This is a genomic window from Lysobacter soyae (genome assembly GCF_019551435.1).
GTDB classification, from domain to species: Bacteria; Pseudomonadota; Gammaproteobacteria; order Xanthomonadales; family Xanthomonadaceae; genus Solilutibacter; species Solilutibacter soyae.
Map to the genome: position 1 here is coordinate 2,088,302 of NZ_CP080544.1, position 26,339 is coordinate 2,114,640.

Annotated in this window: 27 protein-coding genes; 12 read left to right on the forward strand and 15 right to left on the reverse strand. The window is 61.1% G+C overall.

Features of this window, described 5'->3' with window-relative positions:
• Nucleotides 1–30 precede the first annotated feature (30 nt).
• The 6 genes from atpE to H8L67_RS10140 all read right to left on the reverse strand — a co-directional run bounded on the left by atpE (nucleotide 31) and on the right by H8L67_RS10140 (nucleotide 6,249).
• On the reverse strand, nucleotides 31–303 hold the full coding sequence (gene atpE, locus H8L67_RS10115; RefSeq protein ID WP_220379728.1) for a F0F1 ATP synthase subunit C: 273 nt from the start codon (nucleotides 301–303) through the stop codon (nucleotides 31–33).
• A 62-nt stretch (nucleotides 304–365) separates the two neighbouring features.
• On the reverse strand, nucleotides 366–1,193 hold the full coding sequence (atpB, locus tag H8L67_RS10120; protein WP_434063403.1) for a F0F1 ATP synthase subunit A: 828 nt from the start codon (nucleotides 1,191–1,193) through the stop codon (nucleotides 366–368).
• Entirely contained in the window at nucleotides 1,190–1,471 is a 282-nt protein-coding gene (locus tag H8L67_RS10125; protein WP_220379729.1) for a hypothetical protein, read from the reverse strand. The genes atpB and H8L67_RS10125 overlap by 4 nt, the downstream gene beginning before the upstream one ends.
• A 409-nt stretch (nucleotides 1,472–1,880) precedes the next feature.
• Nucleotides 1,881–3,683, reverse strand: a complete 1,803-nt coding sequence (lpdA, locus tag H8L67_RS10130) for a dihydrolipoyl dehydrogenase (RefSeq protein ID WP_220379730.1) — start codon at nucleotides 3,681–3,683, stop codon at nucleotides 1,881–1,883.
• Nucleotides 3,676–4,833, reverse strand: coding sequence for a mechanosensitive ion channel family protein (locus tag H8L67_RS10135; RefSeq protein ID WP_220379731.1), 1,158 nt, complete (start codon nucleotides 4,831–4,833; stop codon nucleotides 3,676–3,678). Before H8L67_RS10135 ends, lpdA begins: the two co-directional genes overlap by 8 nt.
• Nucleotides 4,834–4,851: 18 nt before the next feature.
• Nucleotides 4,852–6,249: a dihydrolipoyllysine-residue acetyltransferase gene (locus H8L67_RS10140; RefSeq protein ID WP_220379732.1), complete on the reverse strand. Its 1,398-nt coding sequence runs from the start codon at nucleotides 6,247–6,249 to the stop codon at nucleotides 4,852–4,854.
• A 234-nt stretch (nucleotides 6,250–6,483) separates the two neighbouring features.
• On the opposite strand from H8L67_RS10140, the gene H8L67_RS10145 reads away from it, so the two are divergent.
• The 3 genes from H8L67_RS10145 (at nucleotide 6,484) to H8L67_RS10155 (ending at nucleotide 10,279) form a co-directional block, all read left to right on the forward strand.
• On the forward strand, nucleotides 6,484–9,156 hold the full coding sequence (locus H8L67_RS10145) for an FAD/NAD(P)-binding protein (RefSeq protein ID WP_220379733.1): 2,673 nt from the start codon (nucleotides 6,484–6,486) through the stop codon (nucleotides 9,154–9,156).
• Nucleotides 9,157–9,230: 74 nt separating this feature from the next.
• Nucleotides 9,231–9,713 carry a YajQ family cyclic di-GMP-binding protein gene (locus tag H8L67_RS10150; protein WP_220379734.1) on the forward strand — a complete coding sequence of 161 codons (483 nt, stop codon included), beginning with the start codon at nucleotides 9,231–9,233 and terminating at the stop codon, nucleotides 9,711–9,713.
• A gap of 11 nt (nucleotides 9,714–9,724) precedes the next feature.
• Complete coding sequence (locus tag H8L67_RS10155) at nucleotides 9,725–10,279, forward strand: DUF1415 domain-containing protein (protein ID WP_220379735.1); 555 nt, start codon at nucleotides 9,725–9,727, stop codon at nucleotides 10,277–10,279.
• A 12-nt stretch (nucleotides 10,280–10,291) separates the two neighbouring features.
• Here H8L67_RS10155 and H8L67_RS10160 read toward each other — a convergent pair whose 3' ends face one another.
• The 4 genes from H8L67_RS10160 to H8L67_RS10175 are packed head-to-tail and all read right to left on the reverse strand — an operon-like array spanning nucleotide 10,292 to nucleotide 13,820.
• Nucleotides 10,292–10,990 (reverse strand): pseudouridine synthase, encoded by a 699-nt coding sequence (locus H8L67_RS10160; RefSeq protein WP_220379736.1) that lies wholly within the window; start codon nucleotides 10,988–10,990, stop codon nucleotides 10,292–10,294.
• Nucleotides 10,987–12,003 (reverse strand): class I SAM-dependent methyltransferase, encoded by a 1,017-nt coding sequence (locus H8L67_RS10165; protein ID WP_220379737.1) that lies wholly within the window; start codon nucleotides 12,001–12,003, stop codon nucleotides 10,987–10,989. The genes H8L67_RS10160 and H8L67_RS10165 overlap by 4 nt, the downstream gene beginning before the upstream one ends.
• 33 nt (nucleotides 12,004–12,036) lie before the next feature.
• Entirely contained in the window at nucleotides 12,037–12,774 is a 738-nt protein-coding gene (locus tag H8L67_RS10170; protein WP_220380819.1) for a M23 family metallopeptidase, read from the reverse strand.
• Between the two features lie 56 nt (nucleotides 12,775–12,830).
• A complete protein-coding gene (locus H8L67_RS10175) occupies nucleotides 12,831–13,820 on the reverse strand; it encodes a L,D-transpeptidase family protein (protein ID WP_220379738.1) in 990 nt (329 codons plus the stop codon).
• A gap of 126 nt (nucleotides 13,821–13,946) precedes the next feature.
• Here H8L67_RS10175 and H8L67_RS10180 point away from each other — a divergent pair, with 126 nt between their 5' ends.
• On the forward strand, nucleotides 13,947–14,195 hold the full coding sequence (locus H8L67_RS10180; RefSeq protein WP_220379739.1) for a DUF3297 family protein: 249 nt from the start codon (nucleotides 13,947–13,949) through the stop codon (nucleotides 14,193–14,195).
• Nucleotides 14,196–14,234: 39 nt separating this feature from the next.
• Complete coding sequence (locus H8L67_RS10185) at nucleotides 14,235–14,675, forward strand: hypothetical protein (protein WP_220379740.1); 441 nt, start codon at nucleotides 14,235–14,237, stop codon at nucleotides 14,673–14,675.
• A gap of 46 nt (nucleotides 14,676–14,721) precedes the next feature.
• On the opposite strand, the gene H8L67_RS10190 is transcribed toward H8L67_RS10185, so the two are convergent.
• Nucleotides 14,722–16,086, reverse strand: a complete 1,365-nt coding sequence (locus H8L67_RS10190) for a glutamate--cysteine ligase (protein WP_220379741.1) — start codon at nucleotides 16,084–16,086, stop codon at nucleotides 14,722–14,724.
• A gap of 29 nt (nucleotides 16,087–16,115) precedes the next feature.
• Nucleotides 16,116–16,727 carry a ribosome biogenesis GTP-binding protein YihA/YsxC gene (gene yihA / locus H8L67_RS10195; protein ID WP_220379742.1) on the reverse strand — a complete coding sequence of 204 codons (612 nt, stop codon included), beginning with the start codon at nucleotides 16,725–16,727 and terminating at the stop codon, nucleotides 16,116–16,118.
• A gap of 108 nt (nucleotides 16,728–16,835) precedes the next feature.
• On the opposite strand from yihA, the gene H8L67_RS10200 reads away from it, so the two are divergent.
• The 6 genes from H8L67_RS10200 to H8L67_RS10225 all read left to right on the forward strand — a co-directional run bounded on the left by H8L67_RS10200 (nucleotide 16,836) and on the right by H8L67_RS10225 (nucleotide 23,403).
• Entirely contained in the window at nucleotides 16,836–17,759 is a 924-nt protein-coding gene (locus H8L67_RS10200; RefSeq protein WP_220379743.1) for a c-type cytochrome, read from the forward strand.
• 78 nt (nucleotides 17,760–17,837) lie between these two features.
• Nucleotides 17,838–18,476, forward strand: a complete 639-nt coding sequence (locus tag H8L67_RS10205; RefSeq protein ID WP_255556082.1) for a thiol:disulfide interchange protein DsbA/DsbL — start codon at nucleotides 17,838–17,840, stop codon at nucleotides 18,474–18,476.
• A 20-nt stretch (nucleotides 18,477–18,496) separates the two neighbouring features.
• Nucleotides 18,497–19,279 (forward strand): thiol:disulfide interchange protein DsbA/DsbL, encoded by a 783-nt coding sequence (locus H8L67_RS10210; RefSeq protein ID WP_220379745.1) that lies wholly within the window; start codon nucleotides 18,497–18,499, stop codon nucleotides 19,277–19,279.
• Nucleotides 19,266–20,057, forward strand: a complete 792-nt coding sequence (locus H8L67_RS10215) for an endonuclease/exonuclease/phosphatase family protein (RefSeq protein ID WP_220379746.1) — start codon at nucleotides 19,266–19,268, stop codon at nucleotides 20,055–20,057. The genes H8L67_RS10210 and H8L67_RS10215 overlap by 14 nt, the downstream gene beginning before the upstream one ends.
• A 76-nt stretch (nucleotides 20,058–20,133) precedes the next feature.
• The gene (locus H8L67_RS10220; RefSeq protein WP_255555970.1) at nucleotides 20,134–22,158 is read left to right on the forward strand and encodes a lytic transglycosylase domain-containing protein; all 2,025 of its coding nucleotides are present in this window, start codon (nucleotides 20,134–20,136) and stop codon (nucleotides 22,156–22,158) included.
• Nucleotides 22,159–22,170: 12 nt separating this feature from the next.
• Nucleotides 22,171–23,403, forward strand: a complete 1,233-nt coding sequence (locus tag H8L67_RS10225; protein WP_220379747.1) for a multifunctional CCA addition/repair protein — start codon at nucleotides 22,171–22,173, stop codon at nucleotides 23,401–23,403.
• Here H8L67_RS10225 and H8L67_RS10230 read toward each other — a convergent pair.
• The gene (locus H8L67_RS10230) at nucleotides 23,385–23,789 is read right to left on the reverse strand and encodes a VanZ family protein (RefSeq protein WP_220379748.1); all 405 of its coding nucleotides are present in this window, start codon (nucleotides 23,787–23,789) and stop codon (nucleotides 23,385–23,387) included. The two genes, H8L67_RS10225 and H8L67_RS10230, sit on opposite strands and share 19 nt — an antisense overlap.
• A complete protein-coding gene (locus H8L67_RS10235; RefSeq protein ID WP_255555971.1) occupies nucleotides 23,789–24,970 on the reverse strand; it encodes a class I SAM-dependent methyltransferase in 1,182 nt (393 codons plus the stop codon). The genes H8L67_RS10230 and H8L67_RS10235 overlap by 1 nt, the downstream gene beginning before the upstream one ends.
• 99 nt (nucleotides 24,971–25,069) lie before the next feature.
• On the opposite strand from H8L67_RS10235, the gene H8L67_RS10240 reads away from it, so the two are divergent.
• Entirely contained in the window at nucleotides 25,070–25,825 is a 756-nt protein-coding gene (locus H8L67_RS10240; RefSeq protein ID WP_220379750.1) for a pteridine reductase, read from the forward strand.
• A gap of 18 nt (nucleotides 25,826–25,843) precedes the next feature.
• Here H8L67_RS10240 and folK read toward each other — a convergent pair whose 3' ends face one another.
• Nucleotides 25,844–26,338, reverse strand: a complete 495-nt coding sequence (gene folK, locus H8L67_RS10245; RefSeq protein ID WP_220379751.1) for a 2-amino-4-hydroxy-6-hydroxymethyldihydropteridine diphosphokinase — start codon at nucleotides 26,336–26,338, stop codon at nucleotides 25,844–25,846.
• Between the last annotated feature and the right edge of the window lies 1 nt (nucleotide 26,339).

Consider the following 26,339-nt stretch of genomic DNA (forward strand, 5'->3'; position numbering starts at 1 on the left):
CGCGCACTATGCGCAGCCTTGCGGGTTACATCACTTGGCAGCTTGAACGGCCGACAGCAACGGGTTGGCCACGCCGAAGTACATGGCGATAGCGAGACCGATGATGAATGCTGCGTCGATCAGGCCGGCGAGCAGGAACATCTTGCCTTGCAGAGCCGGGATCAGTTCCGGTTGACGGGCAGCGGATTCGAGGAACTTCGAACCCATGAGGGCGATACCCAAACATGCGCCGAGTGCGCCGAGGCCGATGATGATGCCGATGGCGATGGCGGTGAGGCCTTGCACGTGTGCGATGAATTCCATTGTGTAACTCCAGCGTGTAGTTGAAAAACGAAAAGGGATGGAACGGTTTTGAAACTGAAAACTTAGTGCGACTCGCGAACGCCCGAGATGTAGACGACCGTGAGGATCATGAAGATGAAGGCTTGCAACAGGATGATCAGGATGTGGAAGATGCCCCACGCCGTGTTGGCAATGATGCCCGGCAAGAAGGTCACCCACGACGCGAACAGACCCGCGATGAGCATGAACACGAGCTCGCCGCCATACATGTTGCCGAACAGTCGCATGGCCAACGAAATCGGCTTGACCAGCCATTCGATGACGTTCATGACGAAGTTCACCGGTGCCAGCACGATGGCCATCACGCCGTGTGCGTGGAACGGTGCGGTAAAGAATTCCTTGGTGAATCCGCCGATGCCTTTGGCCGACAGCGCATGACCGATCAGGATCAGGAACACGCCGGAAGAAACACCCAAGGTGGTGTTGAGGTCAGCCGTAGGGACTGCACGGAAATAAGTGTGGTGCGCGACTTCGTGGCCCGCGACCGATTGGATCAGCCAGCCGACGAAGTCGAGCGGCACGAGATCCATCGCGTTCATGAGAGCGACCCACATGAAAATCGTGAGCGCCAGCGGCGTCACGGTTTTGCGGTCGCCATGAAACACGTCTTTGACTTGCCCGTCGACAAACTCGACGATCAGTTCGACGAATGCTTGACCCTTGGTCGGCACACCCGAAGTGGCCTTGCGGGCGAACAGGGCGAACCACAGGACGAACAACAGACCGAGACCCAGGGCGACACCCCAGCTGTCCCAGTTGAAGTCCATGCTGAACAACTTGCCCGTGTTGTGGGTCAAGTGGTGCTGGATATATTCGGTGAGGCCACCGCCGGAGCTGCCGGGTTCGATCACTTGGACACCTTGTCAGGAATTGCGTTTGCGACGATGTATGCGAATACCGTCAGGATGACGGCGGACAACACGGGCAGCGGCGGCCACTTCAGCATGCCGAATACCACCAGCAAACCGAGGGCAACCACAGCCCATTTCAACAATGTTGCGATGACGACCCGACCCAACGCCCCATGTGCGCCGGACACGATGCCCCCACCCAATGCCAGCAGCATCGCGATCAAGCCACCGAAGACCATCAGTCCCCCGCCGGCGAGCGCCGCTACCGCACTTTTCACACCACCCCCCGGGAGTACCCACCAGAGCAAGGCGACGGCCAACGTGGCGCATCCTTGCCATGTGAGTGCCCGTGTTGCCCTAACTCGGCTCGTGGAGACCGGATTGAACATGGACGGGTAAATCCTGAATGGGCGGGTGCGGAACCCCCGAAGGCGCCCCGTTGAAGCCGCAAAAGTATAGCAGTTGTAAATTTTTTGTGGCAAGAAAAGTGCCGATGGCGGCGCAATTCAGGAGTTTAGGGGTGGTGGGGGTGTTTTTTAGGAGCGCCTCATCCGGCGCTTCGCGCCACCTTCTCCACTGCGTGGAGAAGGACAGCTTTCCCTTCTCCATCTTCGATGGAGAAGGTGCCCCGAAGGGGCGGATGAGGCGCTCTTAATAAAGAGGCGCCCTTAGTCCCACCCAGACCCCTTACTTCCGCTTAGGCATATAAAGGTCCGTAATCGTCCCCTCATACACCTCGGCCGCCATGCAGACGGTTTCCCCGAGCGTCGGGTGCGGGTGGATGGTGTGGCCGAGATCGGCGGCTTCGCAGCCCATTTCGATGGCGAGGGCCGCTTCGCTGATGAGTTCGCCCGCGTGTGGGCCGACAATGCCGCAGCCGATCACCCGATGGCTGTCTTCGTCGAAGATCAACTTGGTGAAGCCATCGGTGCGACCGATGCTGAGCGCACGGCCGGACGCTGCCCATGGGAACTTGCCGACGCCGATCTTGAGGCCCTTTTCCTTGGCTTCGTTCTCGGTGACGCCCACCCAAGCGATCTCGGGATTGGTGTACGCGACCGACGGGATGACCCGTGCCACCCAGGATTTCTTTTCGCCCGCGATCACTTCCGCCGCCAACTTGCCTTCGTGGGTCGCTTTGTGCGCCAGCATCGGCTGGCCAACCAAATCACCGATGGCGAAGATGTGACTCGCGCTGGTGCGCATTTGATTGTCGACGGCGATGAAGCCGCGCTCATTGACTGTCACGCCGGCTTTCTCACAGGCGAGCTTGTTGCCGTTGGCACTGCGACCGACCGCGACCAGCACGCGATCGAACAGCGTGTCGGCAGGCACCGCGTCGCCTTCGAAAGTGCAGCGGATACCTTTCTTCTCTGCCTTCGCTTCGACAACTTTGGTTTTCAAATGCACCGCGACTTTCTGCGCTTTCAAACGCTGCGCGAGGGGGCGGACCAAATCGGCGTCTGCACCCGGAATCAATTGCGGCGCGAGTTCGACCACCGTCACTTCGCTGCCGAGCGCTTGATAGACCGTGGCCATTTCCAATCCGATGATGCCGCCACCGACTACGAGCAACTTCTTCGGCACATCGGCGAGCTCGAGCGCACCGGTGGAATCCATCACACGCGGATCGTCCCAAGGAAAGCCCGGCAAATGCACCGCTTCCGAACCGGCCGCGATGATGCAATGGTTGAAGCTCAATGTTTGCCCGTTGCCATTCGCATCGTTGATCGCCAGCGCATTGGCGCCGCTGAACTGCGCACTGCCGTGCATCACTTTGACTTTGCGTTGCTTCGCCATGCCGGCAAGGCCGTTGGTGAACGAACCGACCACCTTCTCTTTATAGGCACGCAATCCGGCCAGTTCGATTTTCGGTGCATCGAATGTGATGCCCATGTCTTTGGCATGCGCTGCGTGGTCGATGACTTCGGCGGCATGCAACAAGGCTTTCGACGGAATGCAACCGACGTTGAGACAGACACCGCCCAACGTGGCGTTGCGCTCGACCAACACCACATCGAGCCCCAAATCCGCCGCGCGGAATGCCGCGGTATAGCCACCGGGACCGGAACCGATCACGACGACGTCGCAGTCATAGTTGTATTTGCCAGCGGGCTTTGCAGTCGGAGTCGGCGCCGCGGCGACTGGTGCGGATGCCGGCACGGGCACCACCGGCGCAGATGCTTGTGCAGATGCAGGTGCGGCGACTGCAGGCGTCGGCGCCGCAGCCGGCGCATCCGCACTTGCCTCGGCAGCCGCGTCAATCACCGCAACCAAATCACCGGTGCTCAAATTTTGGCCGAGTGTCACCGCGACGGACTTCACGACCCCCGCCACCGTCGAAGGCACTTCCATCGTGGCCTTGTCGGATTCAAGCGTAATCAAACCCTGATCTTTGGCGATGCTGTCGCCCGCTTTGACCAGGATTTCGATCACCGGCACGCCGTCATGACTACCGATATCCGGAACGACGACTTTGACTTCAGCCATGGGGCTTCTCCTCGGAAGGGTTGGGGGCGGCGGCGGTGCTGCCTGTCCCGCTGGATTCATCTTCTTTTTCAATCGCGACTTGCGCGTCTTCCTGCGCATCGTTGCGCGATAGACGCGTGCGCTCTGCCGCACTCAAAACGTGCTGGTCGGGGTCTTCGCCGACGTCGCGTTCGCCCTGCAGGGCTTTGAACGCGTCTTTCCCGGTCAACCCGAACAAACTGCGGACATGCAGATCACGTTGCGGCAGTGGAATTTCAACGCCGTATTTTTTCAACGCGGTATCCAGCGCCCACAGATACGCGGCGCGAATCGCCACATTGCGGCGCGCGGCATCTTCGTTCAACCACACTACCAACATGTATTGGACCATCGACTCGCCGAACTCGACCAGCCACACTTGCGGTGCTTGCGTGCCTTCGACCGTAAGCGTGAACGGCACTTCGGCGGCCGCTTCCAGCGCCGCTTTTTTGACGATTTCCTTATCGACACCGTAGGCCGCGTGAAACGGCACACGAATGCGGCGATTCACCGAACGGTGCGTCCAATTCACCACGCGTCCGTTGATGAACTCGGAGTTCGGCACCAGCAAATCGATGTTGTCGTTGGTGGTGATGCGTGTGGAACGGATGTTCACCGCACGCACGGTGCCGCGCACGTCTTGGTCGAGCTCGACGAAGTCGCCTACTTTCAGCGATCGATCGAACAGCAGGATCAAGCCGGAAATGAAGTTGCTGAAAATGGTCTGCAGACCGAAGCCGAGGCCGACACCGAGCGCACCGGCGAATACGCCGAACTTGCCCAGCGGAATACCGAGTGCCGCCAGCGCGATGCCAAACGCCGCGGCTAACAACAAGTAATGGGCGACGCGCGAAATCGTATACAGCGCCGCACGCTCACTGGTGCTTTGCCGTTCGCCGTAGCGGTTGATGACCCGCTGCAGCCATTTGGACACAATCCATGCGACAACGAACGCCAACACCGTGCCGACGATGCCACCCAAGGTGAGATCGAAGGCGCTGGTGTGCACCAACTTGTAATCGAAGATCGGTTGCAGATCCGCCCATGCGCGATCGCCGACACCGCTGACCGCCTCACCGACCTTTTGGCCGGTTTGGTTCAGCTTTTGACCGATGTCGTCAGGCTTGTGCATGGGCTTGGCCCGGCCGGATTAGAGCAAGGCCCTACGCATGTCGGCCAACACATCCGCCAAGTGCGCGGTGAAGCGTGCCGCCGCCGCACCGTCAATCACGCGATGGTCGTAGGACAACGACAACGGCAACATCATGCGCGGCGCAAATGCCTTGCCGTCCCACACCGGCATCAGTTCCGATTTGGAGACGCCGAGAATCGCGACTTCCGGTGCATTGATGATCGGCGTGAACGACGTACCGCCGATGCCGCCCAGCGAGCTGATGGTGAAACACCCGCCCTGCATTTGTTCCGGCTTCAACTTTCCTTCGCGCGCCAAGGCGGCGAGTTCACCCATTTCGCGCGCGATGTCCATCACGCCCTTCTTGTCGGCATCGCGCAACACCGGCACCACCAAGCCATTCGGCGTATCCGCGGCGAACCCGATATGGAAATACTTCTTCAACACCAATTGATCGCCATCGAGCGAGGCATTGAAGTTGGGGAAGCGGCGCAAGGCGTCCACGCAGGCTTTGATCAGGAACGCCAACAAGGTGAGTTTGCCGGCCTTGCCCGCGGCAATCGCCTTGGCATTTTCATTATTCAGAGAGACACGCAGTTCTTCCAACGACGTGATGTCGGCCCGATCGAATTGGGTGACGTGCGGAATCATCGCCCAGTTGCGCGCGAGGTTGGCACCGGAGATTTTTTGGATGCGCGACAGCGGCTTGCTTTCGATCTCGCCGAACTTTGCGAAATCCACCTTCGGCCACGGCAGCAAGTTCAATCCCGAACCGCCCGACGCAGCCGGCATGGCAGTGCCGCCGCCGGCCAGCGAGGATTTGACGAATTGTTTGACATCCTCGCGGCTGATGCGGCCTTTGTTCGCTGTGCCTTGGACTTGACCCAAGTCGACGCCCAATTCGCGCGCGAACAGGCGCACTGCGGGGCTGGCATACGGCACTTTGCCCGGCATCACCGCATCGGCGTCGAAGCGCACCGGCGGCAAACCTGCACCCATCGGCGCTTTCGCTTGCTCGACATCGGCTTTGAGCGGGGCCGCGGCACTGGTTTGCGGCGCGACGTTGTCGGCCGGCTTGGCCACCGCCACCGGTTCGACTTTCGCACCCGTTTCAGAGGCCACCGTTTTTTCAGCGGCGGCCGGTGCGGGCGCGGCTGCCGGCGCCTCTGCTGCGGCGGCGGGTTCGATCAATGCCACCACACTGCCTTCCGACAGGTTGTCGCCCAACTTCACCTTTAATTCTTTGATCACGCCGTCAAACGGCGCCGGGACTTCCATCGTCGCCTTGTCGGATTCGAGGGTGATCAAGCCCTGGTCTTTCTTGACGCTGTCGCCGACCTTGACCAAGACCTCGATGACCGGCACATCCGAGTGCCCGCCGATGTCGGGAACCTTTGCTTCCATCATTCCGGTCATTGAATTGCTCCAGCGTATGTACGGTGAAAGCAGCATTTCAGCACGGATTGAATGACGCCGTTGCAAAAAATCGAAAAAATCTGTTTTGTATCCGGATACAAATCCGAAAAGCGCATTTTGGCGAAACAGACATCGATAGGGATCGGCTCCGCCCGACGACGGGGTCGGCATCACGAAAGGCTAATTGTCTTCGCTGTTAGGCTGTGTCGAATAGCGCGAGGAGTCTTCGCCCCAATGAATTTGAACGTCCTTGCAGACATGGACCCGAACACCCAAATGCCGATGCCGGTGGCCATCGTCGGTGGCGGTGCGTCCGGCTGCCTGGTTGCGACCCATCTGCTCTCGCTGCTGCCTGAGGGCACCCGCATCGTCCTGTTTGATGACACGGACGCGCTGGCTTCCGGTGTGGCATACAGCACACCCGACCCCCTGCATTTGTTAAATGTGCCCGCGGCGGGCATGTCGGCCTTTCCCCATGCGCCCGGTCATTTCGTGGCGTGGCTGCATCGGAACGTCGACGCCGGCATCCAAGCCTCGGATTTCGTGCCGCGCGCCCACTATGGCCGTTATTTGAAAGCGGTACTCGACGATGCCGTCGCGCAAGCACAAGGCGTTGGCTTGGATATCCAACGGGCACGCGTCGTGGATATCCGCAAAGAAGACGCGCACTACGTTCTCACCGATCAGAGCGGTCGTGAAACCCGCGCACGCCATGTGGTCTTGGCGTCAGGACTGAAACAGGATCCGACTTGGGCATCCGACGCGCTGCAACGCGACGCGCATTTCATCGCCGACCCCTGGACGCAGGCCCTGCCCGCCGACGGTGACCTGCTGATGGTGGGCGCCGGCCTTACCATGATCGATCTGGCCTTGAGCGCGGATCGCCCCGGTCGCAAGATCCACGTCCTGTCTCGCACCGGGATGCTGCCGCATGTCCATGCGAGCCCGCCTTCGCCACCGGTGCAACCTCCCGCCGGCATCACTCGCTTGCAGGATCTGGACGCACTACGGGGTCGTCTGGCTTGGCATTTTGAGCGCGTTCGCGCCGCCACCGGCGATTGGCGACCGGCGCTCGATGGATTGCGCCCGATCACCGCACGGCTTTGGCAACAGTTATCAGAAAGCGACAAGCAACGTTTTCTGCGCGAAGACGCCCGCAATTGGGATGTGCATCGTCATCGCATGCCGCCGATCACAGCGGAACGTTTGGACACCCTCATCAGCAGCGGTCGCCTGTTGCAGCATCGCGGCGAAATCGGATCGATCGCTCCGTCGGCAGACGGCCTCACGGTCACGCTCACCGACGGCACTCGTCTCACTGTGTCGGCCATCGTGAATTGCACGGGCGCTGTCGCGACATTGCATTCGGATCCGCTGTTGTCGGCGCTGGCGGCGGGCGGGCTTGCCAAGTCGGGACCTGCTGATTTGGGTATTGCCACTCGGGAAGACGGCGCGGTCTTGGATGCGAACGGCGCTGCGGGGGGCCTGTTTGCCCTCGGTGCCCTGCGCCGCGGCGACCTCTGGGAATCCACCGCGATGCCGGAAATCCGCGCGCAAGCGCAAGCACTCGCCACCCTGTTGAACCATCGCCTTCGCAACGGCGACGTGCCCATGCAACGCGATGCCTATGGCAACGTCTTGCCGACGTCCGCGGAAGCCGCAGCCGAATACAACCGCGCGCTCTCGCGTCTGTTGCGCATTCAAGACGGTGTCGAAGCAGCGCTCGAACGTGCGATCGCAATTGACCCGCAGTTTGTGCAAGCCCATGCCGCGTTGGCGCTGCTGGGCAATGAATGGTGTCTGGAAGGCGAAGGCAAAACCGCGCTCGCCGCCGCGTTGGTCGCCGCGGATAGCCAACTGCTCGACGCGCGCACACGCAGTTTCTTGACCGCGGTTGAAGCGCGCTTGCAGCGCGACGCGCAAACCGGTGCCGAGGCATTGCTGCAACACATCGCCAATTTTCCGCGTGATGCCTTCGCCGTGGGTGTCGCCGTGCCGAGCGTTGCTTTCGGCGGCCTGACCGCCGGCAGCCACACCGCGAGCTTCATCGAATCCTTGGGCAAAGCCTACGGCGATGATCCCTGGTATGCCTCGCAACTCGGTTTCATCCGCCAAGAACAAGGCCGTCTCGATGAAGCCGCCGTATTGGTGGACTACGCGCTGTCTTGCGATCCGTCGTTCGGCCACGCAGCGCATGCCAAGGCACATATCCATTACGAGCGCGGCGAACATGCCGAAGGCCTTGCATGGCTGGAGCAATGGATCGCCACCCAAGCGGCCACCACGAATCACCGCTCGCACTTTTCCTGGCATGCCGCGCTTCATGAATTGATGCTCGGCGATACCGAGGCCTTCCATCGACGTTACATGCGCGATCTTGCGCCGCCGAAGGTTTCCGGCTGCCGCATCTTGATGGATGCGGGCGCCCTGCTCTGGCGTGGTCGCATGACCGGTGCGTGGGAAAACGAACCCTGCGTGCGCGAAGTGATCGAGGCGGCGCCTTCCACCTGGTTCGAAGCACCGCCTTCGGCGTTTGCGGCAATGCACGTGGCCTTGGCCTTGGCGACGGCCTCGGATGCGCAGCGCCTGCGTCAGTTGCTCAGCTATGCGGAATCGCATGAAGACGCGCTGTTCACGTCGACCATCGCCCCGCTGTGTCGCGGCTTGATCGCGGCGGTGGCAGGTGACTGGAAGTCGGTGTCGCCGCATCTGGAAACCGCGCTGTCGCACATCGAAGATGTCGGCGCCAGCAAAGCGCAATGCGATGTGGTGGAAGACACGATCGTGCATGCCTTGGCGATGTCCGGCCAAACCGAAGCGGCCATCGGCCTGTTGGAAACGCGCTTGGCGCGACGCGCATCCCCGCTCGACACGCGCCGTTTGCACGAATTGAAAGCGGGCGGCTGACACGCCGGTTGACATGCATCCGAGCGCTGCGTTGTTAAGCTGTAGGCCTTGTTTCCGACCGCAGGTGCCCGATCATGCCCTCCTTCGACATCGTTTCCGAAGTCAACACCCACGAATTGACCAACGCCGTGGACCAAGCCAACCGCGAGCTCTCGACGCGTTTTGATTTCAAAGGCGTGGATGCCGAATTCACCTTGGAAGATGCCGTCATCAGCCTGCGCGCGCCCAGCGACTTCCAGCTGCAGCAAATGACCGACATCCTCAATGCGCGCCTGATCGCGCGCAAGATCGACCCGCGCTGCCTGGAAACCGGCGACATCGAAACCAACGTGGCTGGCGCGCGGCAGAAGATCACCGTCAAGCAAGGCATCGAGCGCGAACTGGCCAAGAAAATCCAAGCGGAAATCAAAACCGCCAAACTGAAAGTCGATTCGCAGATCAACGGCGACAAGCTACGCGTCACCGGCAAGAAGCGTGACGATCTGCAAGACACCATGGCCTTGCTACGCGCAAAAACCTTCGAGCTCCCGCTGCAGTTCGACAACTTCCGCGACTGACGCGCGTGAGCATGGACGCCGCCACTGTTGAAGTCCTCACCCGTCGCTGGATCGAGCGAGTGGTGGTCGGCATGAATTTGTGTCCGTTCGCCAAAGCGGTGATGGTGAAGAATCAAGCGCGCATCGTGGTGAGCGATGCCAGTACCGAAGACGCCTTGCTGCATACCCTGGGTGAAGAGTTGCTGCATTTGCGCGATACCCCGGCGAGCGACGTGGACACGACGCTGATCGTGCATCCGGAAGTGCTGACCGACTTCTACGACTACAACGATTTTCTCGGCGAGGCCGATGCGCTGTTGGACAGCCTCGGGCTCAGCGGCGACATCCAAGTGGCGAGCTTCCACCCGGACTATCAATTCGCGGATGCCGCCCTCGACGATGCATCCAACAACACCAATCGCGCACCGTTCCCGATCCTGCATCTGTTGCGCGAGGACAGCGTGACACGCGCCGTCGACGCCTATCCGCAGCCGGATGCCATCATCGATCGCAATATCGCGACCATGACCGAGCTCGGCAATGCCGGTTTTGATGCCTTGATGGCCTCGTTGAAAGATCCGGGCTGAAGCGCGGGCGAATCAGCCGAACAGTTGCTGCCGGTCGTTATCGTCGAGCAGACGCCATTCGCCTTCGGGCAAGCCATTCAATGCCAAGCCGCCGATCCGTTCGCGGTGCAAAGTGACGACATGATTGTCCACAGCCGCGAACATCCGTCGCACTTGGTGGTAACGCCCTTCGTGCAAGGTGACGCGCGCTTCGCGATCGCCGAGGCGTTCGAACTCCGCCGGCAACAACGGCGTCTCCTCCGAGTCGAGCATCAAGCGGCCGCTGGAAAAGACCTCGCCTTCATCGCCGCGCAGATCGCGCGCGAGCGTCACCCGATACACCTTGGGCAACTTCGACTTAGGCGAAATGATTTTGTGCAACAGAGTGCCGTCGTCGGTCAGCAGCAACAGACCGCTGCTGTCACGATCCAACCGGCCGACGGTGGAAACGATCGGTGAGCGCAATTTGAAGCGCGGCGGCAGCAAGGTGTACACGAGCTTGCCTTGGTCCTTGGCCGAGCACGTGACCCCAACCGGCTTGTTCATCATCAGAAACACACCCGGTGCCGGATCGAGCGGCGCGCCATCGAGACGCACCGTGTGATGCGCGCGCACGTCGTCGCCATACAAAAGTTCGCCGTCCACGTCGGTCACACGTCCGTCTGCAAACATCGCCAAGACCTCGCGGCGGCTGCCGTAACCCAAGTTAGCCAAATAGCGGAGCAGTTTCATCGGCGCGGCCCTGTCGCTTTGATGACTTTGTAATTGCGCGCGGCGCGCACCGTTTCCACCTCGCGGAAACTCCGCGTCAGCGCCGCCTCATAAGGCAAATGCGCGTTCGCGACCAGCCACAGTTCACCCGCCGGCGCCAAATGCGCAGCGGCCACTTCGATGAAGGCTTGACCCAACGCCGGCAGACCGGCCTTGCCGGTGGCATGAAACGGCGGATTGCTCACCACCACATCGAATCGCCCTTCGACTTCCCGTGTGACATCGGCCCAATGAAATTCGCAAGGTATCGGGGCGTCAGCCAGATTTCTGCGCGCCATCGCCAGGGCGCGTGCTTCCGCTTCGTACAAGACCAGCGCTTCCACGCCTGCACAATGGCGCGCGATGTGTTGTGCAATCACGCCGGCACCGGCGCCGAAATCCGCTACCCGGCCTTTCAGCCCTGCCGGCAATTCGGCAAGCAACATCGCCGTGGCCGGATCAACACCATCTGCAGAAAACACGCCGGCCTGTGTCCACACACCGTCGGCGCGACGCTTGGGGCCGGCCGCTGCGATCCATTGATCGGCCAGTTGCGTATCAAACCGTACGGGCGATCCCCAGGCGATGCGGCATTTGTGTTTCGCGGCCTCGACCACCTCACCGAGCAGTTGCTTCAAATCGGCGGCGTGCGATTTTCCACCTTCATCGTTGCCGGCACTGATCACGATGCAGCCGTCAGGCTTGGCCAATTGCGCGGCATGCGCCAACAACGCACGCGACCACGCGCGCGCACGCGGCGGCAACACCAACACCCAATCGTATTCGCAGCGTGCATCCGGCACGTCCGGCACGCAGTGGCCATAACGACGACCCACGGCATCCGCCAGCGGCTTGAAGGTTTGCACGCAGTCGAAGCGCGTGCCATTCCACCCTTGCAGCTCGTCGGCATTCAACAGGCAGACGCGGCCGCTGGTCGGCCACGGCAAACGACCGGTGTCAAAAGGATGGAGCAGTGCTTGCGCAGCCATATTCATGACTGCGCACTTTACGCCAGTTCGCGAGGAGCGTTAAGGGCGAACGGTCGGCGCGACCGCCGGCGTGGCTGCCGGAGCGACCGGTTTGTTTTCACCGCCAAGCAAGGGGAAGGGATTGATCGAAACACCTTTCCACCAATCTTTTTCCGGGCCGAGCACCATCACCGCGAAGTGCAAATGCGGTGCGCTCGGCGACGCGTTGCCGGTGCTACCGACATAACCGATCACATCGCCCCTCTTCACCTTCACGTTCTCGGTGATGCCCGGCGCATAAGACTGCAAATGCGCGTAGTAGTAAGCCACGTCGCCCTTTTCATCGAACTCATACAGCGTGGTGCCGCCTAACTTGCTGTTGAACAATTTCACAATGGTGCCGTTGTCGGCTGCCAACACCGGGGTGCCGGCCGGCGCCATGATGTCGATCGCGTCATGCACGCGGCCGCCGCTGCGCGCGTCAGTGAACGTATCGGTCAATTGCGCCGCCGTCACGCCTTGCACCGGAATCAACAAACCGGCGCTGATCAAGGGTGAGGTCGAAGCGCTCGTGCCGCCGGCAACATCAAACTGACCGGCCGGCTCATCCGGCGGAAGATCCGCGCGCGGACGCGTACCGACAGGTTGCGTCGGCGGCGTCGCCGGATCCACGGCGCCCGCGCTCGGTTGTGGCGTGACTTGCGCCACTTCGCGGAAGGAGCGTTGCTTGCCGGCCCAGTTATAGACCGCTGCGCCGCCGATCAGGATGCCCATGACGAAAATCAGACTGCCGCGCACAAACCGGATCAGGTTGTCTTTCACGCTCATTCACTCACTCCCGAAGTTGCAGCGGCTTATTCCACCAACGATACCGCGGTGCCCGGTCCCACCGCGTCAGCCACTTGCAGCACCGACCAATTGGTCATGCGGATGCAGCCGTGGGATTGGGTCTTGCTGATGTTGGCGGGTTCCGGTGTGCCATGAATGCCGTAGTGCGGCTTGGACAGATCGATCCACGCCACGCCGACGGGATTGTTCGGGCCTGCCGGAATGGTGGCTTTCTTGTCGCCTTTGCGCGCGTCCCAAAACAGTTTCGGGTTGTAGTGGAACTCGGGATCACGAGCCACGCCGTTGACCTTCCAATCGCCGATCGGCAAAGGGTCGTTCTCACTGCCGGTCGTCACCGGAAATTGCGCCATCACATGATTGGCCGCATCCGCCAAGATCAACAAGGAAGCGGATTTGTCGACGATGATTTTCTCGGCTTTCGGCAACTTCGGAATGTCGAGCACATTGGGTACTTTGATCACGCTACCGGCGGTAAACGAAGTGTTCGGATTCAATTTTTTCAGCAGGGTCGGGCTCGCGTGGAATTTCTCACCAAGCTTCTCTTCGACACTGCTGAAGCCCAAATCCGGCAAGCGTGCCTGTGCCGCCATCGCGCGCGGAATGCTGCGGAAGGGCCCTTTCACATCCGCCTCGGTCAAGGTGTAGTCAACAATCGCCGGTCCCGGGCTCTTGGCCTCGAGCGCGGTCCACGTCGCCTCGTCCAATCCGGTGCCGGTCACGCCGTATGCGTTTTGAAAACCTGCGACGGCCTTGCGCATGTTCGAGCCGCTTATGCCATCGATCTGGCCGGGAGAAAAGTAGATGCGTTCCAAAAGCACTTGGGCACGCAGCACGGCGTACTTACCGGTGCGCGACTCGAAGCCGGCCGACGCGGCCGTATCGGTAGCGGTGGTAGCCGTGGGTGTTGCCGTTTGCGCACGCACTTCGCTGGTGGCGATGGCGCACAGTCCGAACAAGGCCAAGGCGAGCGCCGTGTGCTGGAGGGGCTTTTTCATTCCGCGATCCTTGAATTTTTTCATCGGGGCAGGATGAAAAAGTGCAACGCGCTAGAATGTGAAAACCCCGACATGAATGGCACAACCGTTCATGTTTGACGACAAATTGTGAATACGAGACCACCCATGACCGACGCAATGCCCGACCGCCTGAGCAACGACCCGCGCAGCAAGTTTTACGATGCCGAGCTTCTCGACAAAGGCATCGGCGTGCGTTTCAACGGCGAAGATCGCACCAATATCGAAGAGTACTGCGTGAGCGAAGGCTGGGTGCGCGTGCAAGTGGGTCGCGCGCTCGATCGTCGCGGCCAACCGATGACGATGAAAATCAAGGGCACCGTCGAGCCGTATCTGCGCGGTACAGACGCCGGGTAATACGATGGGCGCACCTCTTCCGTAACGGAGCGCGCTCTGATGTTGTCAAAAGCCTTTATGGGCGCCGTGCTCGGCGCCGCCATCCTGTCGGCCTCGCCGGCGCAAGCGCAGTCACGCAATCTGGATTGCAAGTTGACCTATTCGTTGTCGGGTTGGTCGTTGTTTTACAAGCGCGCGGACGGCAATGGCGTGGTGCGCTGCGAAAACGGGCAAACCTTGAACGTCAAGATTCGTGCCCGCGGCGGTGGACTCACCGCCGGCCAATCCAAGATCAAAAACGGGCACGGTGAATTCTCAGACGTTCGCGACATCCGCGAGGTGCTCGGCACCTACGCCACAGCCGAAGCCAATGCCGCTGCCGGCGATGCCGTGAAAGGACAGGTCATGACCAAGGGCAATGTCTCGCTCGCGTTGTCGGGCAAGGGCAAGGGTGTCGAGCTCGGTGTCGCCTTCGGCAAAGTCGAATTGATTGCGAACTGATGTCACACCGGGGTCGGATCAGCGCAGCAAGCGCTGATCCCGCTCCTCAATACGCGAACTCTTTGAACACCGGATCCACGGCACCATTCCAGGGGCCGTGGAACAGATCGAGTTTGCGTTCGGCGGCGGTGACGCCGCTTTCCGCGATATCAATGATGCTTTCAAGGAAACCGGCTTCATTGACGCCGCAAGTATTGGCACGCGCACGACGCGCCAATCCCGACGCGGAAATCTTCAATGCTTCGATCGCCAACTCGCGCACGGTGGCATTGCGGAAAGGCAACTTCAATGCATGCTTGGGCACGCCGTCACGCAAAGCATTGCGCTCTTCCATGCTGAAGTTTTTGACGAGATCCCACGCGGCATCGAGTGCTTCGTCGTCATACAGAAGGCCGACCCAAAACGCCGGCAGTGCACACAAACGACTCCACGGCCCACCGTCGGCGCCGCGCATTTCCAGATACTTTTTCAAGCGCACTTCCGGAAACGCCGTCGTCATGTGGTCGTTCCAGTCACGCAGCGTCGGCAGCTCGCCGCGCAAACCGTCGAGCTCGCCCGCCATGAACTTCTTGAATGAGTGGCCGGCGTAGTCCATGTATTCACCGTTGCGATAGGTGAAATACATCGGCACGTCGAGCAGGTAATCGACATAACGCTCGTAGCCGAAGCCTTCGTCAAACACGAAGTCGAGCATGCCGGTGCGATCGCGATCGGTATCGGTCCAGATGTGCGAACGGTAGCTCAGGAAGCCGTTCGGTTTCCCGTTTGTGAACGGCGAATCGGCAAACAGTGCCGTGGCCACCGGCTGCAAGGCCAGAGAGACACGGAACTTCTTGATCATGTCCGCTTCGCTCGAATAATCGAGATTGACCTGCACCGTGCAGGTGCGCGTCATCATGTCGAGACCGAGACTGCCGACTTTCGGCATGTATTCGCGCATGATTTTGTAGCGGCCTTTCGGCATCCACGGCATTTCTTCGCGCGTCCATTTGGGCTGGAAGCCCATGCCGAGAAAACCGAGCCCGAGGCTGTCGGCGACCTGCCGCACTTCGTTCAAATGCGTGCCGACTTCCCGACAGGTTTCATGGATGTCGATGAGCGGCGCACCGGAGAGTTCCAACTGCCCGGCCGGCTCCAAGGTCACTGACGCGCCGTCTCGCAGGAGCGCAATGACTTTGCCGTCTTCGGCATAAGGCTCCCAGCCGAAACGGGTCAGACCGTTCAACAAGGCTTCGATGCCGCGGTCGCCTTCGAATGTGGGAGGACGCAGATCATCCAAGCGAAAGCCGAACTTCTCATGCTCGGTACCGATGCGCCATGCCTCGCGGACTTTCTCGCCGGAAGCCAACACGTCAACGAGCTGCGCGCGCCCGGTGATCAGCGTTTCATTTTGCGCACTGGGACCGGACATGGACTCTCCTCAAAGGCGTCGGGCGAACACTATACGGCGATTCCAAGCCAGCCACCGAGAACGCTGCGCGCCTCGTCGACCCCCTGTTTGGACTCACCCGAGAAAACCTGCACGCTGACCGTGTCGCCGAAGGTGCGCTTGAGCTCGCTGCGCACCGCTTGCAGGGTGTTGCCTGCCGCACCGCGCGAGAGCTTGTCGGCCTTGGTCAACAGGCAGTGTGCGGGCAGATCGTTTTCCACGGCATACGACAGCATCTGCAGATCGTATTCACGCAAAGGGTGGCGAATATCCATCACCACCACCAATCCCGAGAGTTGCTCGCGGGTTTGGAAGTATTGATGGATGAAGGCCTGCCAGTGCGCCTGCATGTCTTTCGGCACCTTGGCATAGCCGTAGCCCGGCAAGTCCACCAGATGGATGTTCGGATGCTGCGGCATATCGAAAAAGACCAACTGCTGGGTGCGACCCGGCGTCTTCGACACCCGGGCCAAGGCGTTCTGTTGGCAGATGGCGTTCAACGCGCTCGACTTGCCGGCATTGGAACGGCCGGCGAAAGCGACCTCTTTCAGGGAGGTGGGCGGCAATTGCCGCGGCGTGTGCGCCGACAGCAAATAGCGGGCGCGTGCAAAGGGATTACTCATGCGACATAGGATGGCACGCCCGGCCGAGATTGACCGGACGGCGGATGAATCCGATAATCTCGGGGTTTGGGGTCTTCATGCCCCACGTTCATTTTTTCGGGAGTTCCCATGCGTCACCTTCGCACTTGGAGTGTTGCGGGCATCGCCGCACTGGCATTGGCTGGCTACGCGGTCGCGCAAAACGCGCCGGTCGCCCCTGAAGCCGCTGCGCCGGTTGCCGAAGCCGCACCGGCCGACACCGCCGCCGCCCCTGCCCCCGCGGGCGGCTTGGATCCGAAGGCACTTGAAGCCCTCGACGCTACCCATTGGGGTGACGCCAAGGCTGGCGCGGCCAAAGCCGGCGCCTGCGCCGCCTGTCACGGCTTGGACGGCAACGGGACCAACGCAGCGCTGTATCCGCGCCTTGCCGGCCTCGGCGAGCGCTACATTGCGCGTCAATTGGCCTTGTTCAAGTCGGGTCACCGCACCACCGGCAACGCCGGCTTGATGATTCCGTATGCCACCGCCCTCAGCGCCCAAGACATGCGCGACGTCGGTGCCTATTTCGCCACCCAGAAATCGGGTGCGGGCGTGGCCGATGAAACCGAAGTCACCGACCCGAAGAGCCCGTACAAGGGCATGAAGTTCTTCGAAATCGGTCAACAGCTGTATTTGCGCGGTGATGCCAAGCGCGGCGTCGTTGCCTGTATGGCCTGCCACGGCCCCGACGGCAAGGGTAATCCGGGTCCGGCCTATCCGCATATCAGCGGCCAGCAAGACTGGTATGTCAGCCGCCGCCTGACCGAATACCGCGACATGGAAAGCACCGTCAAGGACGACAAGCTGCACGCCTTGATGGCGCAGGAAGTCAAAACCTTGACCGACGAAGAAATCAAGGCGCTCGGCTCCTATATCCAAGGTCTGCATGACCGCAGCGAAGAAGCCGACGGCGATCGCGTGGCCAAATTCATGGCCGCGGAAGCAGCGGCACCTGCGCCGGCACCGGCAGCGGCGGCCGCAGCACCTGCCGAAACGGCACCCGCCGCGAACTGATCCGCAATTCAGTTGCTGGAATAGAACGCCGGTTCATCATTGAGCCGGCGTTTTCTTTTTTGACGGAGCAAGAGCGTGATGCAACGTGTAATGAAATTCTTGGCAGCGGCCTGCCTGGCAATGGCGGCCATGTCGTCGTTCGCCGCCGACAAGCCGTTGGAACCCGGCGTTGACTATGTGGACATGGCCAAGGGCAAGCCGTGGCAACCGCTGGCCGGCAAGATCGAAGTCGTCGAGGTGTTTTCTTACAGCTGCCCGCATTGCGCGCATTTCCAGCCGGCCTTTGCCGCGTGGAAGGCCAAGGTGCCGAAGAATGTACGCGTGACCTACCTGCCCGCCGCATTCGATTTGGACGACCCGAACGGCTTGGCCTACTTCGCAGGACTGCGCAAAGGCATCATCGCGCGCGCCCACGACGGGTTGTTCAAGTCCATCCATGAGAAGGGCGACTTCCCGATCAACGCCTCCGTTGACGAGTACGCGGCCTACCTTGAAGCCTTCGGCGCCAAGCGCGATGAACTCGCCGCGTTGATGCGCTCCAAGGAAGTCCGCGCCGACATGCAGCGCGCCCGCGCCTTCGAAATTGCCGCGGATGTCGGCGGTACCCCGACACTGGTCGTCAATGGCCGGTATCGTGTCTTGGGACAAAGCGTTGACGACCAGTTCCGTATCGTGAACCAATTGATCCAAAAATTGTCTGCAACTACACCTCGTTGAATTTTTTTTCCGGAGTTTCCATGTCCTCTCTGCTCAAACCCGTGTTGTTCGCCGCCGCATTGGCGCTCAGCCTGACTGCCTGCAACAAGGGCGACGCGCCCGCGACCACCGCAGCGACCGGCGATACGCCTGCAGCCGCTGCCGCTTCGCCTGCCGCCGAGTCGCAAGTGGACCCGGAGATCGTCAAGCAAGCGCAAGCCGCCGCAAAAGTGATCATGGAACAAGCGCAAACCGGGCCGGCGCCGGTTGAAGGCACCGACTATGTGGTGATCAAAGACGGTTCGCCGTGGCAGCCGCTCACCAATGGTGAAACCGCCGAAATCGCCGAGGTCTTCGCCTATTGGTGCCCGCATTGCGCCGAATTCCAACCGTTGGTGGATGCATGGAAGCCGCTGTTGCCGAAGACCGTGCGTTTCGCCGGCATCCCGATGTCGGGCGGCAACAACGACACCTTGGCCAGCGTTTTCTTTGCGGCTGAAATGACCAACCAGCTCCCGCAAGTCCATGACCGCATGTTCAATGCCATCCATTTGGATCGCGTGCTGAAGCCGAATGCCTCGCGTGACGAAGTGTTGGCGTTCCTCGCCAGCCACGGCATCGATGCCAAGGCATTCGCCGGCGCCATGGACAGCTTCGCGATGAAGGGCCGCTTGAACCAAGCCGTTCAATTTGCACGTCGCAGTGAAGTCGAAGGCACGCCGACCTTGATCGTCAATGGCACGTACCGTGTCTTGGGCAAGACCCAGGAAGACATGCTGCGCATCGCCACCGCACTCGCACTGAAGGACAATGCCGCACAGTGATGGCCCTGCACCCGGGCGCCGCGCGTTGCGGCTCCTGAGTGCCAACATCCAAGCCGGATCGAGCACGCGCCGCTATAGCGATTACGCGACGCGCAGCTGGTCCCATGTCTTGCCGATCGGCGGCAAGCGAACGGCACTCGATGCCATCGCCGATCTCGCCGGCAAATACGACATCGTCGGCCTGCAAGAGGCCGACCCCGGCAGCATGCGCTCCGGATTCACCAATCAAACCCATTACTTGGCCAATCGCGCCGGCTTCGCCTACTGGACCCATCAAACCAATCGCAGTGTGGGCGGCCTCGCTTCCAGCGCCAACGGTTTGTTGAGCCAATTGGCGCCGGTCGAGGTCAATGACCATGCACTGCCCGGTCGCGTCAAAGGCCGCGGCGTCTTGCTGGCCAAATTCGGCGAGGGCGATGAGGGTCTGACCGTCGCCATCGCGCATCTGTCATTGGGCGCGAGCTCACGTTTGGCACAACTGTCTTTCATTTCCGAGCTGTTGTCGGATGCGAAGCACGCGGTGTTGATGGGCGATTTCAATTGCACGATGGAACAACCGGAGATGGCCGTGCTGTTCAATCGCACGCGTCTGCAGCCGCCGCATTGCCAAGTGCATACGTTCCCGAGTTGGTCGCCCAATCGCGCGATCGATCACATCCTCATGACCGACACACTCAAAGTGTCGAAACTGGAAGCCTTCAAAGCGGCGTTTTCAGACCACTTGGCGTTATCGGCTGAATTCGATGTTCCGCTCGGCGCCCTGACTGTAAAAAACTGAATCTCACACGACGGCAGCTGAATCCGCCGACACGCATGTCACCTGACCGCCGCGCGGGCTCGGCTATAGTCAAAGCATGAACCTGCAAAAATCCATCCAATTCGCACTCGTTGCGTTGAGTCTTGCCGCATGTTCGCAGCGCGGCCACGCCGAGCCGCCGCAAACCGCATCGAAAGATCCCGCCATGAATGTGGGCGGCACCGCGAACGCCGAGCCCGGCGCTGTATTGGCGAACACCGATGCCGCCATGAAGGCCGCGCTGCTCGATGCCGAAATGGGCCGACTGAGCGCCGCTCAAAAAACCGCGCTCGCAGGCCATCCCTTGTTCGGTTGGTTGGAATACGCCGAGCTGCGCCGCAACCTCAACACCATCACGCTCGGTGAAGGCAACGCGTTCTTGCAACGTCATGCCAATGACGCCGTCGGTAAAACGTTCCGCGACATCTGGCTGCCGACTTTGTCGCGCCGGATGCAGTGGGCCGAACTGTCGCGCCTGGCGGATTTGAATGCCAAGTCCGACAACGAGCGCTGTTTGGCTGCGTACGCGCGCGCCATGGGCTCGCCGAATGACACGCAATGGGCCATTGCTTTGCAGCCGGTCTATGCCAACGGCAAACCGTTCTCCGAAAGTTGTCAGCCGGTGATGCAACTGCTGGAATCGCGCGCCTTGATCGGCAACAGCCAACGCTGGCAGCGCATCGACAACGCCATCGAAAACAACCAACCGAATGTCATCCGTGATGCCGCCGTCGGCTTGCCGCCGGAAGAAGCCGGCATTGCGAATGCCTATGCAAGCTTTTTGACCGCGGTGCAAGACAGCGCGATGTCGCTGCCCAAAGACGAACGCAGCCGCAAGGTGATCACCTCGGGGTTGGTGCGTCTGGCCAAGTCGAGCCCGATCACCGCCGAGATGACCCTGCCGCGATATGTCGCCGCATTCGATCTCGACAGCAGCCAAAGCGGCAAAGTGTTGAATGAAATTGCCGTGCAATCGGCCGTTTCCTATGAGCCTGAAGCCCTGCGCCGTTTGAATGCGGTGCCAGCCGTGGCTTACGACGAGCGTTTCAACGAAGTGCGCGTGCGCGAAGCCATGGCGCGTTCCGACTGGCGCGGCGCACGTGCCGCCATTCGCGCCATGCCGGCCGAGCAGCGTGACAGCGCACGTTGGCGCTACTTCGATGCGCGCTTCAGCGAACTGATCGGCGATCAAGCATCGGCGCGTGAGAACTATCGCAAAGCCGCCGAAAAATCCGAGTTCTATGGCTACTTGGCGGCCGATCGCATCAATGCCCCTTATGCCTTGTGCGAGTACGCCCCGGCGTTGCGGCTGGCATCTGTACAAAGCAATCCTGCCCTACAACGCGCCCTGGCTTTGCGTCGCATTGGTCGCAAGGAGTGGGCAGCCAAGGAATGGGCGGCGGCGGTCACACCGATGTCGCGCGAGCAACGTTTCGCCGCCATTGAAGTCGCACAGAAGGACGGCTGGTTTGATCGCGGCGTGTTCGGTTTCGATTTGAAGGATCCGGAAGAAGCGCGTTTCTATCGTTTGCGTTTCCCGATTCATCATGCCGACACCATTCAACGCGAAGCCGCGAAGAATGCGCTGGATCCTGCGTGGGTGGCAGCGGAAATCCGCGCCGAAAGTCTGTTTGATGCCGAGGTCAAATCGCCCGCGGGCGCGATGGGCTTGATGCAATTGATGCCGGCCACGGGCATGGCAACCGCCAACCGGATCGGCCTGCCCTACGCCGGCAGTCAAACCTTGTACGAACCCGACGCCAACATTGCGCTGGGCAGCGCCTACTTGCGCGAGATGTGGAACAAGTACGGACAACTGCCCTACGCGATTGCCGCGTACAACGCAGGCCCGGGGCCGGTGGCGCGTTGGACCTCGCAACGTGGCAGTTTCGATCCGGACACTTGGATCGAAACGATCAGTTACAAGGAAACCCGGGAATACGTGCCGCGCGTGCTCGCATTCAGCGTGATGTACGACTGGCGCATGCGTGGTGACGCGCTGCGCTTGACCGACCGCATGGCCGGCCGCATGAGCGGCAATCGCACGCGATTCGTTTGCCCGGCCGCACACGCGGCGCGCTGATTCCCCATCGTCGTGCAGACCTATCTAGTCGGTGGCGCGGTTCGTGATGCGTTGCTGGGTCTGCCCGGCGGTGATCGCGATTACGTGGTGGTCGGCGCCACCGTCGACGACATGTTGGCGAAAGGTTTCCGGCAGGTCGGTCGTGACTTCCCGGTATTTCTGCATCCGGTAACGCAGGAAGAACATGCGCTCGCGCGCACCGAGCGCAAATCAGGCAAGGGCTATACCGGCTTTGTCGTGCATGCCGCCCCCGACGTCAGTCTGGAAAGTGATTTGGCGCGACGCGATTTCACCATCAATGCCATTGCGCAGGCGGACGACGGCACGCTGGTCGATCCGTTCAATGGACAAGCCGATCTGCAAGCGCGCGTATTGCGTCATGTGAGCCCGGCATTTTCGGAAGATCCTTTGCGCGTATTGCGCGCGGCCCGCTTCATGGCGCGCTTTGCCTGCCTCGGATTCACCGTCGCCCCCGAGACGCTCGCGCTGATGCGCGACATGAGCGCTGCTGGCGAGTTGGAACATCTGGTCGCCGAGCGCGTGTGGCAGGAAATGCAACGGGCGTTGGCGAGCGCGTCGCCGGACGCGTTCATCCGCACTTTGCACGCATGCGATGCCTTGCGCGTGGTGCTGCCCGAGGTCGAGGCCTTGTATGGCGTGCCCCAGCGCGCGGAATATCACCCCGAGGTCGACACGGGCATCCATGTCGAATTGGTGCTGCAGCAAGCGGCGCGCATTGCGCCGGGGGATGACCGGATCGGCTTTGCCGCGTTGGTGCATGACCTCGGCAAAGGTGTCACGCCGAAGAGCGAGTTACCCAAGCACGTGATGCACGAGCAACGCGGCCTGCCTCTGGTCAAAGCGGTGTGTGAGCGCCTGCGCGTACCGGTGCGCCACCGGCAATTGGCCTTGAGTGTTTGCAAGGAACATTTGAACGTGCATCGCATCTTCGAGCTGAAGGATTCGACGGTGATCGAATTGTTCGAACGCAACGATGCATTCCGCGACCCAGAACGCATCGACGCCATGGCCAAAGTCTGCGAAGCAGACAATCGCGGACGCAGCGGATTGCAAGATCAGCCCTATCCGTCAGGCGATGAATTGCGTCGCCTGTTTGCCGCTGCCAGCGCGGTACGTGCCGCGGATGTCGCCGAAGGCTTGAGCGGACCGGCCATCGGTGAGGCCATGCGCAAAGCACGCATTCAAGCCGTCGCCGCGGCACGCGGTCATCCAGGCAGACGCTGATCCAACTTTTGCAACAAGCGTTGCAGCGGTGTGAGGCACAAAGCGAAGCCGGCGATCACACCCAACATGTTGGCGTAGATGTCGTTCAAGTCGCGTTGCCGGCCTTGGTGCATCGCGCCCTGCAAATACTCCATGCCGATACCGAGACCGAACAACAAGACGGCGGAGGCAACCCAACTCGCACGCTGTGCGTACAGCATGACCGCCCACGCCATCAGCACGAAATAGGCGAGGAAGTGCCCGAGCTTGTCGTTGCCCAAGGGCGGGCTGGGAATGTCGGCCGGCGGCAACAGTGACAGCACCACCGCCAGCACGATGCCGAAGGTCCAAATCGCCGACCACAACGCCGGCCGCTTGAAATCACGCAAGGAACGTCCGACCGACATCACAGGCTGTAGCTCCGGTCACCGAGCAAAAACGCCGCATCAAATTCCACCTGATGCGAGAAGCCCATTACCTGGAAACGCTCGCCCATTTCCGACGGCAACGTCAGCCGCTTGACCTGTTCGCGAATACGCAAGCGCGCGACTTCATCGGCACACGCGCCTTCGGCCAGGGTGGCGAATTTTTCCAAGCCGTTGGCAATCAGGAAATCCGCTTGTGTGCAGTAGCCGGCAAAACTGAAGCCCGCGTCCGTGCCGGCCTCGGCCAAAGCGGTGAAGTCCACCGACGCCGTGATGTCTTGCAATCCGGGCCATGCCATCACGTCACTCACCACGTGGTGACGACGGAAGGCACGCAAGGTGCCGTCGCTGCGGGTGGCATGGTAGAAGGCCCTTCGCGGGTAACCGTAATCCGCAAACAACAGCACGCCCGCGGCCATCGGGCCGATCACGGCCTGCACCCAATAAGGCAATTGCGGCAGGATCTCAGAGCGATAGCCTTGGGGCAGCGGCGCATCCAAACGCAGCTCCACACTTCGCACGGCGGCGGCGGTGAGCGCGTCTGCCGGCTGCGTCGTGATGGTGAAATTTTCACCATCTAGTTCAACGTATTCTTCCAGCACTTCTTCATCGCCGATGACAAAGCGCGTGGTCGGCAAGGCATCGATCACTTCGTTGGCGAAGACCACACCGCGCCACGACTCGCTGATCGGCCCGTCCAACCACTCGACCCGTTCGGCCAAATGGGTGGGCAGGACATCGCGCACCCGTTCGGCTTGGCGCTCGCGAAGGTCGGCGCTGGGTTCGAGAATCTTGTAACGCCGCGGCAGGATGCCCTGCGCCTCGAAGGCCTGCAACACATCGGCGGCGAACGCACCGCTGCCACCGCCGATTTCCAAGAAATCGCCCTCGCCGCCCAACTGTGAGAGCACCGGCGCCGTGGCCTCGGCCACGCATTGCGCGAACAACGAACCGATTTCGGGGGCGGTGACGAAATCACCGGCGGCACCGAATTTGCGTGCACCGGCACTGTAATAACCGAGCCCCGGCGCATACAGGCACAGCTCCATGAACTTCGAGAACGGAATGCGACCGCCTTCAGCGGCGATGAATTGTCGAATGCCCTCGCGCAGTGCATCACTGTGGGCGCGGGCATCCGCGTCGGGCTCGGGAATTGTGACCACGTCGGACCTACCGGAAAACGGACTGTCTAGGATATCGCCGCGCGTGTGCGCGGGGTGTTGGCACATGGGCCGCGTGCACGATCATGCGAAGATACGGCGATGAAGACTTCCACCGCACCCGTTGCTTTGATCACCGGCGCCGGTAAACGCATCGGTGCGGCGATTGCACGCGAGCTGCATGCGCGCGGTTTCTCTGTCGTCATCCATTGCCATCGGTCACGCGCGGAGGCCGATGCGTTGGCGGCCGACTTGAACGGTTTGCGCAACGACAGTGCCGTGGTGATGCAGGCGGACTTGGCCGATCTCGACGCCTTGCCGGTGCTGATCGATACCTGCATCACGCACTTCGGCCGCTTGGATGCCTTGGTCAACAACGCCTCGACTTTTGATGTCACCCGCGTCGGCAGCACCAGTGCCACGCAATGGGATGCCGCGTTCGCCGCTAATGCGCGTGCGCCCTACTTCCTGGTCCAAGCGGCGCAACCGCACTTGGCCGCCCAAGGCGGCAGCATTGTGAATCTGGTGGATGTGTACGTGGACCGTCCGTTGCGCGACCACACGCTCTACCTCATGGCGAAGTCGGCCCTGCAGGCAATGACGCGGGCCTTGGCGGTGGAATTGGCACCGACCATTCGCGTCAATGCCGTCGCGCCCGGCGCCATTTTGTGGCCGGAGAACAACGGCGCCGCGGATGCCGACGAAAGCTATCAGGCCGGCATCATCGCGCGCACCCCGTTGAAACGTGCCGGCACCGCGGAAGAAATCGCCAAGGCCGTGGCTTGGTTGATCACCGAAGCGACTTTCACCACCGGCGAAACCCTGCGCCTAGACGGCGGACGCATGTTGGTTCCCTGAAGCCTCGAAGCGGTTTGCTCAGGGAAAACCCGGTACCGGCAGTGGTGCGAATGCCCGCGTGTATTCGCGATGCGCACGCCACATTTCCGCCAAAGGCAATTCGCGCACCGGATCGATGAAGTCCGGCGCAATCTCTGCCAGCGGTTTCAACACGAAGGCGTGTTTGATGTCGGGCCTCGGAATTTGCAGATGACCCGGCCCGTTCACCACTTGATCGCCGAAATACACGATGTCGATATCCAAGGTGCGGTCGCCAAATCGCGGGCCGCTTCGGTCGCGCTGATGCGCGTCTTCCAGCGCGTGCAGCCAATCATTCAATTGATAGACGTCGAGATCGCTCTCAATCACCGCCGCGGCATTCAAAAAATCCGCGCCCTCGAAACCCACCGCGGGAAACACATAAGCGCGCGACAGCACGACGGCATGAAACCGCGCGCGCAGCGCCGTGGCCGCAGCATCAAAGTAGCGAACAGCATCCTGGTTGCTTCCCAGGCTCAACAAGGCAGTGGTCATG